This window comes from Vibrio sp. 1401, assembly GCF_033340295.1.
The window spans coordinates 62236-77933 of record NZ_JAWOWF010000023.1 but is presented as its reverse complement, the minus strand read 5'-3'; the positions used below and the strand labels follow the sequence as shown (position 1 = coordinate 77933).

At 38.5% G+C, this 15698-nt stretch carries 8 protein-coding genes; 6 read left to right on the top strand and 2 right to left on the bottom strand.

Annotated elements, in window-relative coordinates:
- The first annotated feature begins 35 nt into the window (after window positions 1–35).
- Window positions 36–1103 (top strand): hypothetical protein, encoded by a 1068-nt coding sequence (locus R7Z77_RS13465; RefSeq protein WP_318136709.1) that lies wholly within the window; start codon window positions 36–38, stop codon window positions 1101–1103.
- 1458 nt (window positions 1104–2561) lie between these two features.
- Here the strand turns inward: R7Z77_RS13465 and R7Z77_RS13455 are convergent.
- Entirely contained in the window at window positions 2562–3743 is a 1182-nt protein-coding gene (locus R7Z77_RS13455) for a hypothetical protein (RefSeq protein WP_318136708.1), read from the bottom strand.
- A 105-nt stretch (window positions 3744–3848) separates the two neighbouring features.
- Between R7Z77_RS13455 and R7Z77_RS13450 the strand changes: the two genes are divergently transcribed.
- The 4 genes from R7Z77_RS13450 (at window position 3849) to R7Z77_RS13435 (ending at window position 11843) form a co-directional block, all read left to right on the top strand.
- The gene (locus R7Z77_RS13450) at window positions 3849–4040 is read left to right on the top strand and encodes a helix-turn-helix transcriptional regulator (RefSeq protein WP_318136707.1); all 192 of its coding nucleotides are present in this window, start codon (window positions 3849–3851) and stop codon (window positions 4038–4040) included.
- Between the two features lie 12 nt (window positions 4041–4052).
- Window positions 4053–4841: a DNA repair protein gene (locus R7Z77_RS13445; protein WP_213912204.1), complete on the top strand. Its 789-nt coding sequence runs from the start codon at window positions 4053–4055 to the stop codon at window positions 4839–4841.
- Between the two features lie 661 nt (window positions 4842–5502).
- Window positions 5503–10452: an AAA domain-containing protein gene (locus tag R7Z77_RS13440; protein WP_318136706.1), complete on the top strand. Its 4950-nt coding sequence runs from the start codon at window positions 5503–5505 to the stop codon at window positions 10450–10452.
- A 5-nt stretch (window positions 10453–10457) separates the two neighbouring features.
- Entirely contained in the window at window positions 10458–11843 is a 1386-nt protein-coding gene (locus tag R7Z77_RS13435) for a hypothetical protein (protein WP_318136705.1), read from the top strand.
- 386 nt (window positions 11844–12229) lie between these two features.
- Here the strand turns inward: R7Z77_RS13435 and R7Z77_RS13430 are convergent, their stop codons facing one another.
- Window positions 12230–13555: a tyrosine-type recombinase/integrase gene (locus R7Z77_RS13430; protein ID WP_318136704.1), complete on the bottom strand. Its 1326-nt coding sequence runs from the start codon at window positions 13553–13555 to the stop codon at window positions 12230–12232.
- 406 nt (window positions 13556–13961) lie between these two features.
- Here R7Z77_RS13430 and R7Z77_RS13425 point away from each other — a divergent pair, with 406 nt between their 5' ends.
- Complete coding sequence (locus R7Z77_RS13425; RefSeq protein ID WP_182016617.1) at window positions 13962–15653, top strand: class I SAM-dependent methyltransferase; 1692 nt, start codon at window positions 13962–13964, stop codon at window positions 15651–15653.
- Window positions 15654–15698 lie beyond the last annotated feature (45 nt).

Genomic DNA, 15698 nt, shown 5'->3' with positions numbered 1-15698 from the left:
CTGAAACTCAGTATGTTGTTTAAGAACTGAACAACATGGGGCTACCATGTCTTCTCATCGAATTAAGCAACAAAGCCACTGATTACTTCAAGGCTATGAAGTGGCTACGCAACGAAAATGATGACCTCTATGATCCAGATTATTCTGACATGCTAAGAGTGGCTTACACATCTAATTTTGATAGAGGTCGGTTGGCATTTTTAGTCAGCCTATTATCTGGCCGAAACTTTGAAGCTCGAACATATGAGAAAGAGATAGAAGAGGCGTCATATGATACTCTCGCTAATGGTGTAAAAGAGTTTATCAACGAAACAAATTTTAAACGTTTCTTAATGATTATCCGTTCTACAGGCTTTGTTAGTCGAAGTATGATTCGTTCGCAAAATGCTTTGAACTTTGCTTATATTCTTTACCTCAAACTAAAACGTGACTACGGAAATGAACCAAAAATCGAACATTGGGTTAGGCGTTGGTTCGTAATGTCAGTGTTGACAGGCAGATATTCAGGCTCTCCTGAAAGTAGGTTTGAACAGGACATAAAGGCAATTTCTAGTTGTGATGATTTTACAGATTTTTTATCCAGAGTAGAGGCTACTGAGTTATCCGATGCTTTCTGGGATTTACGGCTAGTTCAAAATTTAACAACATCAAGTACTAATGCTTCTGCATTTAAAGTTTACCTTGCGGCTCAAGCAGCAGCTAATGAAGTTGGATTTTTATCTTCTGCAATTTCGGTCAAAGATATGCTGATACATAAAGGTGATATGCATCATGTTTTCCCTAGAGCATATCTCAAGAAAAATGGTTTCACACAGGCTAAGTATAATCAGGTGGCAAACTATGTATTTTTGCAGCAAGAGATCAATATCAAGATTGCCGACTCTGCGCCTGATGTATACATCGACCAGGTACAAGCTCAATGTGACAACGGTGACTTAATGTATGGTTCGATTCGTGACAAACAAGATTTAGATGATAACTTTGTAGTTAACTGTATGCCACTAGATAATACGTTATATAAGTTAGAAAACTACGATGACTTCCTAATTTATCGTAGACAGAAAATGTCTGAAAAGATAAAGGAATACTATTTCAAGTTATAACGCTATAGGATGAATCAAAGCCAGAAATGGCTTTGATTTCCTATAACTACCCAAGCGCAGCTCGTAGGAACTGAGTATCCAACAAGGCACGCCAGCGAACTATCTTGCAGCACTTATCAGTGCGCTGTCATGAAACGTATGCTCAGTGCGTATTTTGGTGATTGCTATCGCTCGGGGAAATGACTGATCGGAATGCTCCGACATATGCACTCAGCACCCCAGAAATTGATTTATATCGTGAAAGTGTCGATTTTAGAAAGTCTATCAACGGCCTTGCCACGATTCTCGAAAGTGATATAAATTTGTCTCTTGGCAGCGGTGCATTGTCCTGCTTGCCAATAAACAGCGTGATAAAATCAAAGTGTTGTTCTAGGATAAAATAGGCTTCGCCCTCTGGTATCAACGGCTTGAAAAAGCCAAATATAAGTGGCCTCCCAAAGAGAAAAAAATCAGGTACTTACACTCACTCAGTTCGAGTTTGAAAAGCTACTTTCTGGCTTCACGATTATCGGCCACAAACCTGTTAGAACAAACTATTTTACAATGACTTAATCGATAAAGAAGCCATATACACAAAGCGATGCTTGAAGAACGAAAAGAAAACCTTAACATAACAATGAATGAGATTGCGAAAATCCTAGGTATATCTCGCACTGCTGTTAATAAATTAAAAATAAAATACATTGATAGTCTTAATTTAATGTTTCTTGGAGTTGTTTTATTTAATCATGCTATTAAAATAGCATGATTGTTCGTGATAAAGTGTTATATATATAAATATATTTTGTGTGTTTATTTCTATGGGTGGTTGGTTTTAATTTTGATCTATTATTAAATTAAAAATTAAAGCTACATTCCCTCAAAAAAATATGTTATAACTATTATGACTGTTATAACTATTATAACGGTTATAGCTTTAATATAAGGAGAAAAACAGAAAAACTAAAATTAAATGAGCAAAACTTGCGCTTGTTGATTTTTTTTCGTTGTCGAAGAGCGCAATTACTGTGTCGCAAACGACAGTTTTAGTGCTTCGTGTGACACTTTTTATTTGTCCGCACGTAGCGTAAGCTTTCGTGCAGAGAGGTTTGTCCGCAATGTGGTTTTTCGTGCATCAAAAAAATTCGCTTTGATCTTCATCAGATTTTAGGAGTTACTACAGCAGTTTATTTTTCCAGAAAGCCTTTATCTGTGTGTTCGACTAGCATTGTGTATAGGGATATAAAGAGGTTAATTTACGTTTGAACTCTATAGAACAGTGTTCAAACGTAAGTTACTTTTCTAATATTCAAAAACCAAAAACCAAAAACCAAAAAAGTAATTGCGATTGTGTAAATAAATTGAAATTTACGAGAACTGTGTTCTTGATAACAGCGATAATTTAATTTATCTGGTTGAAGTTTTATCTAAAAATGACAGGTTGCGTCTTGGATAACCTGTACTAATTAAATGTTTGCATCAATTATCTTTGTTCATTATTTTATAAATAGCCGCTCGTGATAAACTTGATTCTTTCGCAATCAAAGAAACAGTGATTGAGTCATCCGTTTCTTTTTCTTTCAGTAACCGATATGCAATTTCGTGCTTGGAACTGTCCACCTTACTTCCTGACTTAGAGCCAGTTTTCACTTCATAACTTTCAACTACACACATCGCCTCATATCTGCTCAAGCAGTTCAATATCGTCAATGCCTTTTGCATTAAATTAGAGTTAATCATCCATACACCTGAATCCTTATGTTTCCACATATTAGCTTCAACTTGACCACCCAAGAGCTTTACAATCTTGATGATCCAATCATCAAAGTTAGATCCATTGACCATCTCAGGGAGTTTCTTAGAAGTATACGGATAATGCTCTACGGTAAAAACGAGAATACACTTCGCAAAAGCTTGCCAGCCATCAGCCCCCTGATCCAGCTTATTTAAATCCGTAATCGCCAATGTTGACGGAGTAGAAAACAAATCCATCCATCTATATAGTGTTTTCGCATCTAGTTTTTGCTCACCACGTTTGTGCTTCTCTAACTTAGCTTGCTCATCTGAATCACTTGAATGTCGGTATACCGCAGACATCAATCTGCGAGTTGCTTGTTTATAAACGATAGAATTACGAGATGAATGATGCTCTTTACAGTAGTAATGGGACTGATTTACCCGTCTAAAACACAAGGCACAAAATGGCAATGACATTGCTGTGTAATCTTTTTCCACCTTGTCTGAAGATGGCTTTTGAGGTGTTTTCCCTTTCGCCTTCACAAGCATCTGTTCAATTACATCAACATAATCAATAATCGCAGACTCCTGATCTTGCAGACGTGCTCTTTTACTATTTACTGGATAATACACGCGATAATCGATTAGCTTCTCAATACATGTGCTCAAGCCGCCTGAAAAGCGAATAAATTCTTGAATGGTTCGAGGACGCTTGCCAATGAAGGACACTAGGAACGGAATGTCTTCAGCTAACACTCCTGCTACTAACTCTTCTAAGGGGACATCAAAAGCGTCTAATACTGAAATTCCATCTCTACTCTTCTTTTGAGTAAGTTTCTTCCCTTCAAATTTTGCAATTTCTTCTAGCTTCTCAAGGTTGTTCAGTAACTGCTTGTTCAGCCACACTGCTGCTAAATCATCCACTAGTGTCACCCATTATGTCTTTTGCTACCTCTACAAGCTCATCAGCATATTACATACGATTACATCAAAACAAACGCACAATCAAAACAAACGAGAAAAATAAAAATGATTGATAAAAAATTCATAAGAATAAATGACTTAGCAAAACAACTTGACGTAACAAAAGTAACAATCTGGAGATGGAGAAAAGAGGGTAGACTGCCACCTGCTATAGCCATTAGCCCAAGAGTTGTTGGCTGGAAACGTGAAACTATAGAAGCATGGTTAGATAAACAAGCTACAGAGCTAGCGTACTAAGGGAGTAAGTAAATGAACGTACACACTAAGCAACTTACTGACTCGCAGGTACGTGAATCAGTCAAACAAAAATACGTGCAAGAAATGCTCAATGCCCAAAAAGACCCAGAAAAAGGGACGAGCTTTGATATCTACCTAAATGCATTTGAAGAAGCAAGGGCTGCTGGAAAACCATTCAAAAACCCGACTCAACTCCAAGAGGCAGTAGGTGGGAAGTATACAAAAGTTCAGATCGTATTTAGTGTGCTGGATGCAATGCAGTCAAGAATCACAAAGAACTATAATGAAATCCCAGAGTGGTTTTCTGCCCCTATTGAAGCAGCATTTAAGCTTGATATAAACTCCCTTTGGCAAGCAGTAGAACATGATATATCTCAGGCTGTAGAGACTCGGGTCAAAATAGCGGAACATCAATCTGAGCTAAGACGCCAGCAGGTAATTCAGTCTAGCGAAACGATAGAAGAGCTTCAAGACAAGTTAGCAGAACTTGATCCATTGCCTGATAAGGTCTCAATACTCACAAAAGAAAAAGACAATCTTTATGGTGAAGTGCAGAGACTAGAATGCCTAGTGCAAGAATTGCAGGTTTGTACAGACGCTTCTTTTGAATATCAACGGACTAATGCTGTACTGGCAGTAGAAAGAGACAGGCTACTAGCAGAAAATGACCAACTTCGTACTGAGCTGACCCAGTGTAACGATATAATGCAGCAAGCCCTTATCGAAAAAGCCAAACTTGAAGGTCGTTTAGCCGAACGGCAAGACATCAACTCAAGCGAATCGGCATCAGACCATCAATAAAGCTTATTTACGGACACTCAACCTCAGCGGTAATGAGGTTGAGTTCTCCTTTTCATAAAAGAAGAAAATAACCAAATGACTCACAAATAGACATCTCAAGAACAGTGTTCCCCTTCCCTTATTCAAAGAATCGTGGAACCTGAACAGAGCTGTACTACAACTAATACAATTTATTTATAACCCTTTATCACTCTGAAACATCATCATCGAGCAAATTGAAAGAAGGCAGCTCCCCCCTCTCCAAACATGGGATACTTTAAACACGTTTATGTCGAGTAAACGACACTAGTTACCAAGTGTCGTCCCTCGAAGAACCGTGCGTGCCACTTTCACTGCATCTGCCTTGTTCAAAGAGACACAAACGGCTGAAAAAATTAGCGCGACAGCTCGTTAGACCCTAACTAGCTAATTGGCATGATACTTTGTGGTTTCTTATGTCATTCCCAGTCACATAAACGGCTAGTATAACTTGAGTTGAATACGAAAATGGTTGATCATCAATCATTAGCAATAGTGTAAAAATACCGTTTGAAGTCTTAAGTCTACTTACGAATACATAAGGACCATTTTGTTTAATACGAAGCAACTAAGCCCTTCTAAGTCTCTCATCTTTAAGTAAGTAGATTTTTCTCATTGGATTAACAAATAACAAGAAATATACATGGATATCAAATACTGGGAAGGTGGGCTAGAGCGCCACGAAATTGATGCTATTAAAAAAATTGAAAATGTGCTCAGTGCTTCAAGTGTGCAAAAGCAGAAAGGTAAAGGCGTAAATAAAGGACAAGGATTTGAAGCACTTCAAGCGTTAAAAAAGCCCTTTAATGAAGGCTGGAAAGGATATGCAGGTTTCCGATTTATTAATAAAAACAAGCAAGGCGAAATAGATTTATTAATTGTTACTCATTGCAACATACTTATTGTTGAGCTTAAACATTGGAACGGAAAGCCAATAACTTCAAGCAATGGTAAGTGGTATTGGGGTGATGAAGACCGAGGTAAATCTCCTGTTGAAGTCACTCGTAATAAAGAGTTTCTGTTAAAGAATTTACTGAAGCCATTTGCTGGTAAGTTTAAAAACGAAGGCCGTACTCCCCATGTTCACTTTGTAGTTGTGATGAGTGGTAACAGCAACTTTTCGCACTTACCTAAAAAAGATTTAGCTAATACTTTGTCGCTAGGTGATTTTTGTAAACTGTGTTCAAACGAAGGGCAATTTAATAAACGTTTCACACCGCACCCAGATGCTAAAGTTCTACTTAAAGATATTCCACTATTAGAAAAAAGCTTACTGCTTAATGATAAAAAAGTAGAGGCTAAGCCTTTGTCTGTTGAGGGCTGGTTAGGGCAAGAGCAAATATTTGAGCATCCAAATAAGGTTTATAAAGAGTTTTTTGCTCAAAGTGAAGCGGACAAAAATGATCATGCCATTATACGTAGCTGGGATTTCGATAATCTTTCTAACCACGATGCTAAAACGCCTGATGGTCGAATAAAAATAGTCTCTCGTGAACGTGAAGTACTGACAAAAATAAAACGAGAAAGCAGAGAGCTTTACGAGCATTGTGTTTCATCGCTAACTATACCAACTAAAGAGAAGATCACCTCGCAATATAATGAGGTTGTTGAGCTTCCCCATGGGCATGAGCGCCTTAATGACTTTATCACCACTTATGGTGAGAACTTATCAATCGATGAAAGAGTTAACTTAGTTCGAGTATTAGTCGCTCGCTTTGCTGACTTGCACCAACTACAACTCGCACACCGAGATATCGGAAATCACAGTATTTGGTTAAGCACTGGGCAACGTGTAGCTCTTTCTAATTTCATATCGACATTTGCACGTAAAAAAGAAACCGTTGGTGATATTAGAGATGAGTTGTCTGTCTACAATCAAGATACGACTTATTCTTCACCATACCATTATGACGTTGTCCGATTAGCGATTATCGCTTGGGCTATTTTGGAGGCAGTGCGGTTAACGCCAAACCTTGAAAAAACAATTTCAGAAAAGTTAACTCAATGTGGTGACTGGTATGGTGAAACACTTTTAAGGGCTTTTGAAGGCAAAACTTTTGCTAATGCTGGTGAATTGCTCGATGCATTAGTAGAACGAGAGCCCAGCAAAGAAGCAGCGTTTAGTTTTTCTAGTAAAGAATTAGAGCGCTTTGTTAAGGCAACTAAAGTTTCTAGGCTGCACCCTGAAGTCGAATTTATAACTGAATCAGATGTTAAAGAGGTTTATAAGGCTGACTCAGGTATAGTAAAAGTATGGAACAACATCAATCCTACCGATATTAACGCTGGTCTTGGTTTACGCACATTATCGTTTTTAGAGCGAGTAGAAAAGCTACAGAGCATCGATTTAAGCTTTATACCTACAGTTGTTGATTATGGGATTACAGCACGAGATAGCTCGTTGTATTTGGTTTCTGAGTGGGTTGAGGGCGAAGCTTTAGACCCTTATCGAATGCGTAATAGAAGAAACGATATCGTAAAAAGCTTAATTTCTCATGTTGAACATATGCATTCATTAGGCTTTGCACATGGTGATTTAAAGCCAGAAAACGTCATTGTTGATAAGCAAGGTGATGTTTATATTATTGATATTTTAGATTTTCACCATGATTCAAAAGAACTACTGAACACTGAATATAGCCCTATAGATATTGATAATAGTTCTGCATTTGAGCGTGACAACTATGCCGTTATTAAGATAGCTTCGGAGCTATTAGAAATCGAATGGGGTACTAAAAACGACAACTTCGAAGCGATTAGCCTAGCAATTATTCATGAGCTTGAAGATGTCGATTTTGGTTTTAAAGAGTTAACTCGTTTTAAAGATGCTGTTTTAAACCCTGAAAAAACAACTACCCCAACTGTTGAAATAATCGATATTGAAATTGGAAGTAATAGAGAAGACTTTGAGTCGGTTACTATATATCCTGATAACGGTAAGTTGTATGTTTCAATTGAAGAAAATCGCAGCAAAGGTTATGGATTAGTTGTTGTATTTTCAGGGTTAGGTGGCGTTCAAAAACTTTTCTTCGATGACGCTCGCTTCGAATTTGAGCACGGATTACGCCCTATCAAAAGTGATAGGAGTGAAGTTTCTCGTAGAGATATAGAAAATGCCGTTCTTGAGCTACCGTTTGGTATTCGAATTTCGCAAGGTCGAGCGAGCTACTTAGACAACATTAATAGACGCATTCGTCAGTTTTATAGTTTTGAGAATGCAGTAAAGCAATTCCAGTTAAAGCTACACAAAGTAAAACCAATATCATTAGAGCCTCAAGCTCAACCTGCTGAAGTTGAAGCAAATGTTAAACCAATATCTACGAGTGAACTTTGGCAAGCAATTCTTAAAACGGAGACTGAATCTCATCCCTATGTAGAGCTTACTGGTGAGCCAACAACACACAGAGATAATAAAGATACGCTTATCTTACCTTATGAAGCAGATAGAGATCCACTTGATGGGTTTACAGCTAAAGATCAGGTTGAAGCGATTATTGTTGATGGTGACGAAGATTACTTTGTCGGCGAAGTTAATTTGTCTGCTTCTGGATTAAATAGAGTACAATTATCTCGGTACACTCCCCGCGCTTACCGTTTGAAAGAGAGTGATACCATATTCTTCCGCAGCAAAGCGGATAAGTCTTCTTTCAATAAACGAAAGAACGCCTTAACACGCATTCTTGACCAAGACTCAGTTGTTGAAAATTTATCTGAATATTTTGAACCTGACTGTACGTTAGAACCTACAGATTACGACTTAACAGTTACTGACAGTGACTTTGCTTGTTATGACATAAAGGACGATAAGGGTAAGGTTGTTAAAACGCTTAATGAAAAGCAACGTATTGCTTTTCAAAAGCTATTAAGGTTTGGCCCTCTCTCAATGTTACAAGGACCTCCAGGTACAGGTAAAACGGAATTTATTGCTGCTTTTGTTCATTATTTAATAGAAAGGCAAGGTGCAGAAAGGATCCTACTGGTCAGCCAGTCTCATGAGGCTGTGAATACCGCTGCAGAGCGTATTAGGAAACATTGTAGTCGTTTAAAAACAAAACTTGATGTTGTTCGGTTTAGTCGAAGTGAATCAACCATATCTCATTCTTTGCGCGACGCATATTCTGACAACATTGTTAGCCAAAAAGTTGAGCAATTTGAGACTCAGTTAAAATATAGAGTGTTAAGCCTAGCTAAATCATTAAAAGCCCCCAATGAATATTTAGAAGCCTATTTAGCTTTAGATAAAAAACTTCTTTCTTTGATCACAGAACAAGAAAGTGCGTTGAGAGAAATAGATGATAATGACTTAGAAGCTAAACAGAAAAAAGCCATTAAGAAACAAATTGGTGAACGAAAGTCTCTTATTAATAGCAGGCTGCCTCAAAGTATACGAATCAACAAAGATTGGCACGATAACTTAAGTGAAGTTAGAAGTGACTTAATAAAAGATTTAAACCGCGAGTTTGCTATTGAGCATAATACTTCTAGTTCGGTCCAACGATTAGTGAAATTGTCGAAAGACATGATCAGAGTTATGCAGTCTGGCAATGCCAATATGGACGAATTTCTTGCTCGCTCAAAACAATTGGTTGCTGGTACTTGTGTTGGTATAGGCAATTGGAATATTGATATTGCAACTAATCAGTACGATTGGATTATTATTGATGAAGCCGCTCGTTCTATTGCTAGTGAACTTGCTATTGCAATGCAAGTTGGTAAACGAATTCTCTTAGTAGGTGATCATAAGCAATTACCGCCTCTTTATACTGACCCTCATAAAAAGGCATTGGCAAGGCATTTAGGTATTCCGTCTTCCAATGATATTGATGAATTAATTGAAAGTGATTTTGCGCGGGCATTTGAAAGTGATTATGGCCAGCAAGTAGGGGCCAAACTACTTGTGCAATATCGAATGGCACCTGCTATCGGTTCTCTAGTATCACAATGCTTTTACGATGGTGAGCTTGAGAATGGTGATCGTAAAATTCCTGATATTTACCGTGACGTACCAAATGAGATGAACGCATTTACTACGTGGGTTGATACCTCACATTTAGGTAAACAAGCGAAACACCAAGAAAATGGCTCAAGGTATAACATTTACAATGAGAAAGAGGCTGAAGCTATTGTTGATGTGCTCAAACAAGTGGATGAGAACAAGAACTTTTTAAGTTCGTTGTTAGAGCAAGTAAAAGAAGGTGAAGCTGCTATAGGTATCATATGTATGTATGCAGAGCAGAAAAGGTATTTAAGACGAAAAGTTAAACAGTCTGGTTTTTCTGATGGGCTTATAAAGTTGCTTAATATTGATACGGTAGATAGTTATCAAGGTAAAGAGAATAGAATTATTATTCTGTCTGTTACCCGCTCAGACCAAAGGCAGTCATCAGGTTTCATGTACTTGCCTAACAGAATAAATGTCGCTCTTTCTAGAGCAATGGACAGGTTAGTTATTGTTGGTGATAAAAGAATGTGGCAAGGGAAAAATAGCCATCTTCCGTTTGGAAAAGTGATTACCTATATGGAAGAAAATGCTAATGAAAGCTTATATCGCTTTGTAGATGCTAAAACCAAGAAGTTTAAGAAGGCGGTATAACGGTTATGGAAAACACAACGATTGAATTTAATGAAGTAGACTACATTGTACCTACAGAGACATTTAAAATTGAATTCTCATATTTAAGCAAACAAGGTTTCCCATTCATTAAGGAGTTTTTGCTAAAAGCTCTTTATATTTCACCACTCTCAAAGTTTGAATTGTCTTCATTTTTTGGTTTTAACCAACGAGAACTTGCGGCAGCAATTGAAGAGCCCATTAGTAAAGGGGAGATTGCATATTCTGATGATGGAAAGTTGTTTTTAACCCCACTAGCTAAAGGTTATTTTTCATCGTTGGATGATAAGCCTATGGTTGAAAAGCCCCAGACTCGAACTGCTTCTCTGTCTTTTGAACTAGCAGGCTTTAATAAAGTTAAAAACCAGCATGACAATTGGCATTCAGGCCTTCGCTTAAAAGCAAATCATGAAATACAGAGCTTAAGTGAGCAACATGTAAGAGCAATGTTTACTAAACACTTTCAGCAACTTGTTCAAAATGATGAATTAGGCGGGTTCAAGATTCATGAAAATTCACTGCCTAGCCTTTATTCCGTTGATAAAGTTACAAGAAAGAAAACTATTGCTCACAGAATTAGACGCAGATTTGAGATCGATTTAAACAACCAACTTAAGCCGTTAGATCTTCGTCAGGAATACGTAAATGACGAAGCAGTGGCACAAGAAATTTTAAACGAAACAGAAAATTTTAGATTAAGCAACAACCTTAATAGTATTATTTCGGCTTGGGATACCTTTGAAGATATGTCCATTTCTCGGTTTATTAATGATGCCAGCATAGATCTTCGAAGTCTGCTCGCTGAAATGGTGGCAGGTTCATATGATAAGCCTTATTATCTGATATTGGGGCCGTTATATGGTAAACAGCCGTTTAGTGTAATTGAGAATCACTTAAAACAACTAAAGCCTTTTAAAAAAGCACAAAAAGCAAAAGTGTTATCTTGGTATGGTGCAAACACTCGTTATTGGGGAATGAGTGAAGGGTTTAACAACGCTAAAGCGACTCTAATTAACTATAGTAACAAGGGAAAAAGTAGAAATTATGAGTTGAAGCTTTACTTACCTTGTGACAACCATCCCAATGTTGAAAGCCAGGCTGGTAAATTGTGGAAACACAAATTAGGTAACTTGGAATTTTGTGAAGGCATAAGAAACGGGTTATTTGATGGTAGCGTTGAGGTTTTGGTTTTAGAGGGAGAGTTTGCTGCTGTGAGCTATCACCTAGCTTTACCTGATATTAGTCCCGTCCATATACCTTTAGGGTTCTTCACCACAGATCAAAAGTTAATTGCCAACATAGTTAGAATTGCTAATGAGTTTTTGAAAAGCTCTGCATCAAACTGCCAACCTAACTTAATCGGCAAGTTATAAATTGGTGTCTGATTTTAGGAAGTTATAGCGGGTGAGTGAATTAGGTCTGTCAAATGTAGGTTGACTGCAATGAAAAAAGTAATCTGAAAAGCAGCGTGTCCCAAGGAGCACAACTCACTTTAGTCCAAAAACCAGCTTGAATATGGGCTAGGATTACACTGACTAACAAAGTAGAACAATGTTCACTCTTGATAGAAAACCTACAGAGCGAAGCTCTGTAGCCTAGCTACTTTATCCAGTAGATAGTCATAGCACCAGTGCAAAACCAAACTTGATGGGGACTAGGCATTTAAGGTTTTCTAGTGAGGCAAGCGCCAGATTAAATAATTAAATGCAGCTAACTCGTTATGCTCTAGTTACATGTTACGCATAACATGCCTTACATATTAGGAAGCAAGGCTCTCCTTCTTCCAAGGAAGCTCTTTCTCAAAGTATATGAGCTTATAATCCTCAAGGCGTGAATTGAGCGCCTCTTCCCATTTCTCTAGCCCTGAACGCTTTTCATCGATGTATTCGTACATGTCGTAGTGTCTGCCTGACACATCATTAATGGCATGTCCCTGTATACGGTCACGATACTCTTTTGAGATTTTGATTTCGCCACCTAAAGTCTTTACCGTTCTACGAAAGTCTCTAGCGACAAACGACCTCACTTTTGTCACTTTTTTGTACGTAATTAGCGCTTGAGCAATTGTGTTAGTTGGCATATGTTCATCAGTATTTGTTTTCTTATAGAAAACAAATGGGCTATTAGTACTGCTTGTTTGTTCTCTAATTTCTTCTAGTATTTTGATCGCAGATTCAGTGAGTGGGACCATGTGGTTCTTCTTGGTTTTTTGGAAAGCTTCAGTGATTAGAACTGTTCTTTGAGCAAAATTGATATTCGACCACTTAATCGTTACCACTTCGTGTGGGCGCTGTCCTCCGAGATAGAAACAAAGCCTTAATACCTGCCTAGTTTGATATGCGAGGTTTAAATCGTCATACCGATGTTCCATGTCATAAAGAAGGTGAATTACTTCTTTCCATGACAGGTAATGGTTTCCCACTTTTTCGGATTGTGTTGGGATATTAGATATAGGGTTGCTTTTGATTCCGAATTTTGCGCCTCGATTGCGATATTTGGGGTCATTGTCATACTCCAAAGCAAAGTTAAAAGCAGCATGAAGAATTGAACGGATTTTGTTGCTTTTCGAATCGTAACCTTGGTCTATAGGGATTGCTAAAGCGTCAAGAAAATCTTCGGCTTCAAAGTCCTTAGCTTTTTTATTTATGTCGACATAAGGGAATACGTTGGCAACGATTTTTTGATATTCGTCTTGATATGAGCGGTTACCTTTATCTTTTTTGTGCTGCGTATGAAAATTGATGAGTTGCTCAAACGTTCCTAATTCTTTTTGTTCACGCTCTTCCTTGGCTTTTTCTTCGGCTTGTTTCTTTCGTTCGGTTTTTGGATCGATTCCTTGAGATAATAGGTCACTATATTCTTTGCAAAGGTCACGAGCTTGGGAAAGGGTCATACCTGGAAATTTCCCGAGAGGTATAAACTGAGTATTATTAGGGCCTTTGAAGTAGCGGAATTTGAAGTTGATTGAACCTGAGGGCATGACTTGAACTCCGAGCCGACCTTTTCCTCGTTCTCCTGTTTTGTCCCACACGTAATATGGACTTTTCTTCGGCTGTAATCCCTTTATCTCTTTTACAGTTAGCATTTTATCACCTCAACTCACGAACTAGCGCAACTTGACTAACAATAAAGTTAGTCAAGTAACTAGTCAAGTAAGGAAGTGATTTAGTGTAGTTGTATGTAATCGTAAGTAGTATGATTACTATCTAGGTTTGATGTAAGTAATTGATTTTATTTTGTTGCTTAATCTTGTGTTATCGTTTGAAACTATAAAACCATATCACTTCTAAGGATGTGGTCATTGGTTCGAATCCAATAGGGCGTGCCATTTATTCAAAAGCCCCGATAACTCTTTGAGTTGTCGGGGCTTTGTCGTTTTTAGGTTTTTGGCTGTAATTGCCACTCTATCTACAACTTTTGAATGGCATTCTAGCCATTGCAATTTCTAGCAATTAATATGGACGCATATTAATTACCTTTCGTTAACCTTTATGCCTGCCACTTCTAACTTTTATGACCGATACGCCGACTCTTTCGCGAAGCAATACACATCGATCCAGTTTGAGGATGTCCACGCGAGTTGGAGAGTCTTCTGGCCCCAGGCTGGAGATCGTGTGTTAGATGTTGGCGCGGGCTCTGGTCGAGACGCTAAATGGATGGCTGAGCATGGGTGTGAAGTTGTTGCGATTGAGCCTGCTCAAGCACTTCTAAGGCTTGGTAAGTCTTACTGTGGCGATTCCGTTACTTGGCTTGAAGATGCATTACCTAAGCTTGAGAAAACCATTAATCTTGGCTTTCGCTTCGATTTAATTCTTGTCAGTGCGGTATGGATGCATCTTGCGCCTACGCACCGTGAACGTGCATTTCGCAAACTTGCAAATTTGTTAGCGCCTAATGGTCGATTGGTGATTAGCCTTCGTCACGGTGACTTTTCTGACGGTCGTAAAGCTTATCCCGTATCGGTTGAAGAGCTCGAAAAGTTTGCAAAGAATAGCGCTTTAATGGTGAGAAACGTATCTCTCGATGACGATCAGTTAAAGCGAACGGGTGTATCTTGGCAAACTGTAGTGATGTCTTTGCCTGATGATGGTTCCGGTGATCTGAATAAGGTTCGCCACATTATCGTCAATGATTCCAAATCGGCTACCTATAAGCTCGCACTACTACGTACTTTACTACGTATTGCAGACGCTCATTCTGGTGCAGTGGTTGATCGCAGCGAAGGTAAAGTTGCAATCCCATTAGGATTAGTTGGCTTATATTGGATTCGTCAATTTAAGCGTTTAATCGATAAAGAGAACATCCAGCAAAGCTCGAACTCGTCTAAAGGGCTAGGTTTTATAAAGCCCGATGGCTGGGGCAGACTTTCCCATTTAAGTCCTGATGATCTTGCTATAGGCACGACATTTTTTGGTGAAGATGCAGTGGCGCTTGATAAAGCGATAAAAGACAGCTTAAAAACCATAAAAGATGGTCCCGTCACTTTTACCTATCAAGGTGATAAATCAAACCCTTACTTTGAAATGATTCGTTCAGCTAAGAAGCCAAAACGTTCAATTGTTGTGGATAGCGAGTTCCTCGAAGGTTATGGGCTGTTTGTGTTGGATGAAAGCCTTTGGGATTGTTTTCGATTGTATAACTCTTGGATTGAGCCGCTGGTGGTCAACCAATGGATTATGGAAATGCAACGATTTCGGTCTAATCAAGAGCGGGGTATTCCACTGCAAACGTATCATGATTGTTTGGTCTGGATTGATAAAGACCATGATACGCGAGTCGTGCGAAAGAGAATTGAACAGTTGAAGCTCAGCCATTGCGACATTGTCAGTGTATGGAGTGGAAGCAAATTACGAAATGAGTATCACGTTGATCACTGTTTGCCATTTGCTTATTGGCCCAACAATGATAAGTGGAACTTACTACCAACATCTAAGGTTGAAAACCTAAACAAGCGTGATCGTATTCCTGCTAGCTATCGATTAAACGCATCCAAGCCGCGAATTTTGGATTGGTGGCAGTTAGCTTGGGGAGAGACGGATAATTTGAGTCGGACGTTTTTTACCGAGGCTTCATTGTCGCTACCTAATGTGCCTGCATCTTGTCAAGATTTTGAGCATGTCTTTGAAGCGATGGGATTACAAATTCGTGGTGTTAAAAGTCGCCTTTGTATCGCGGAATGGTAATGTCTTGTTTGCCGTTACAGCGTGATATATGAACCTGATAGGCAA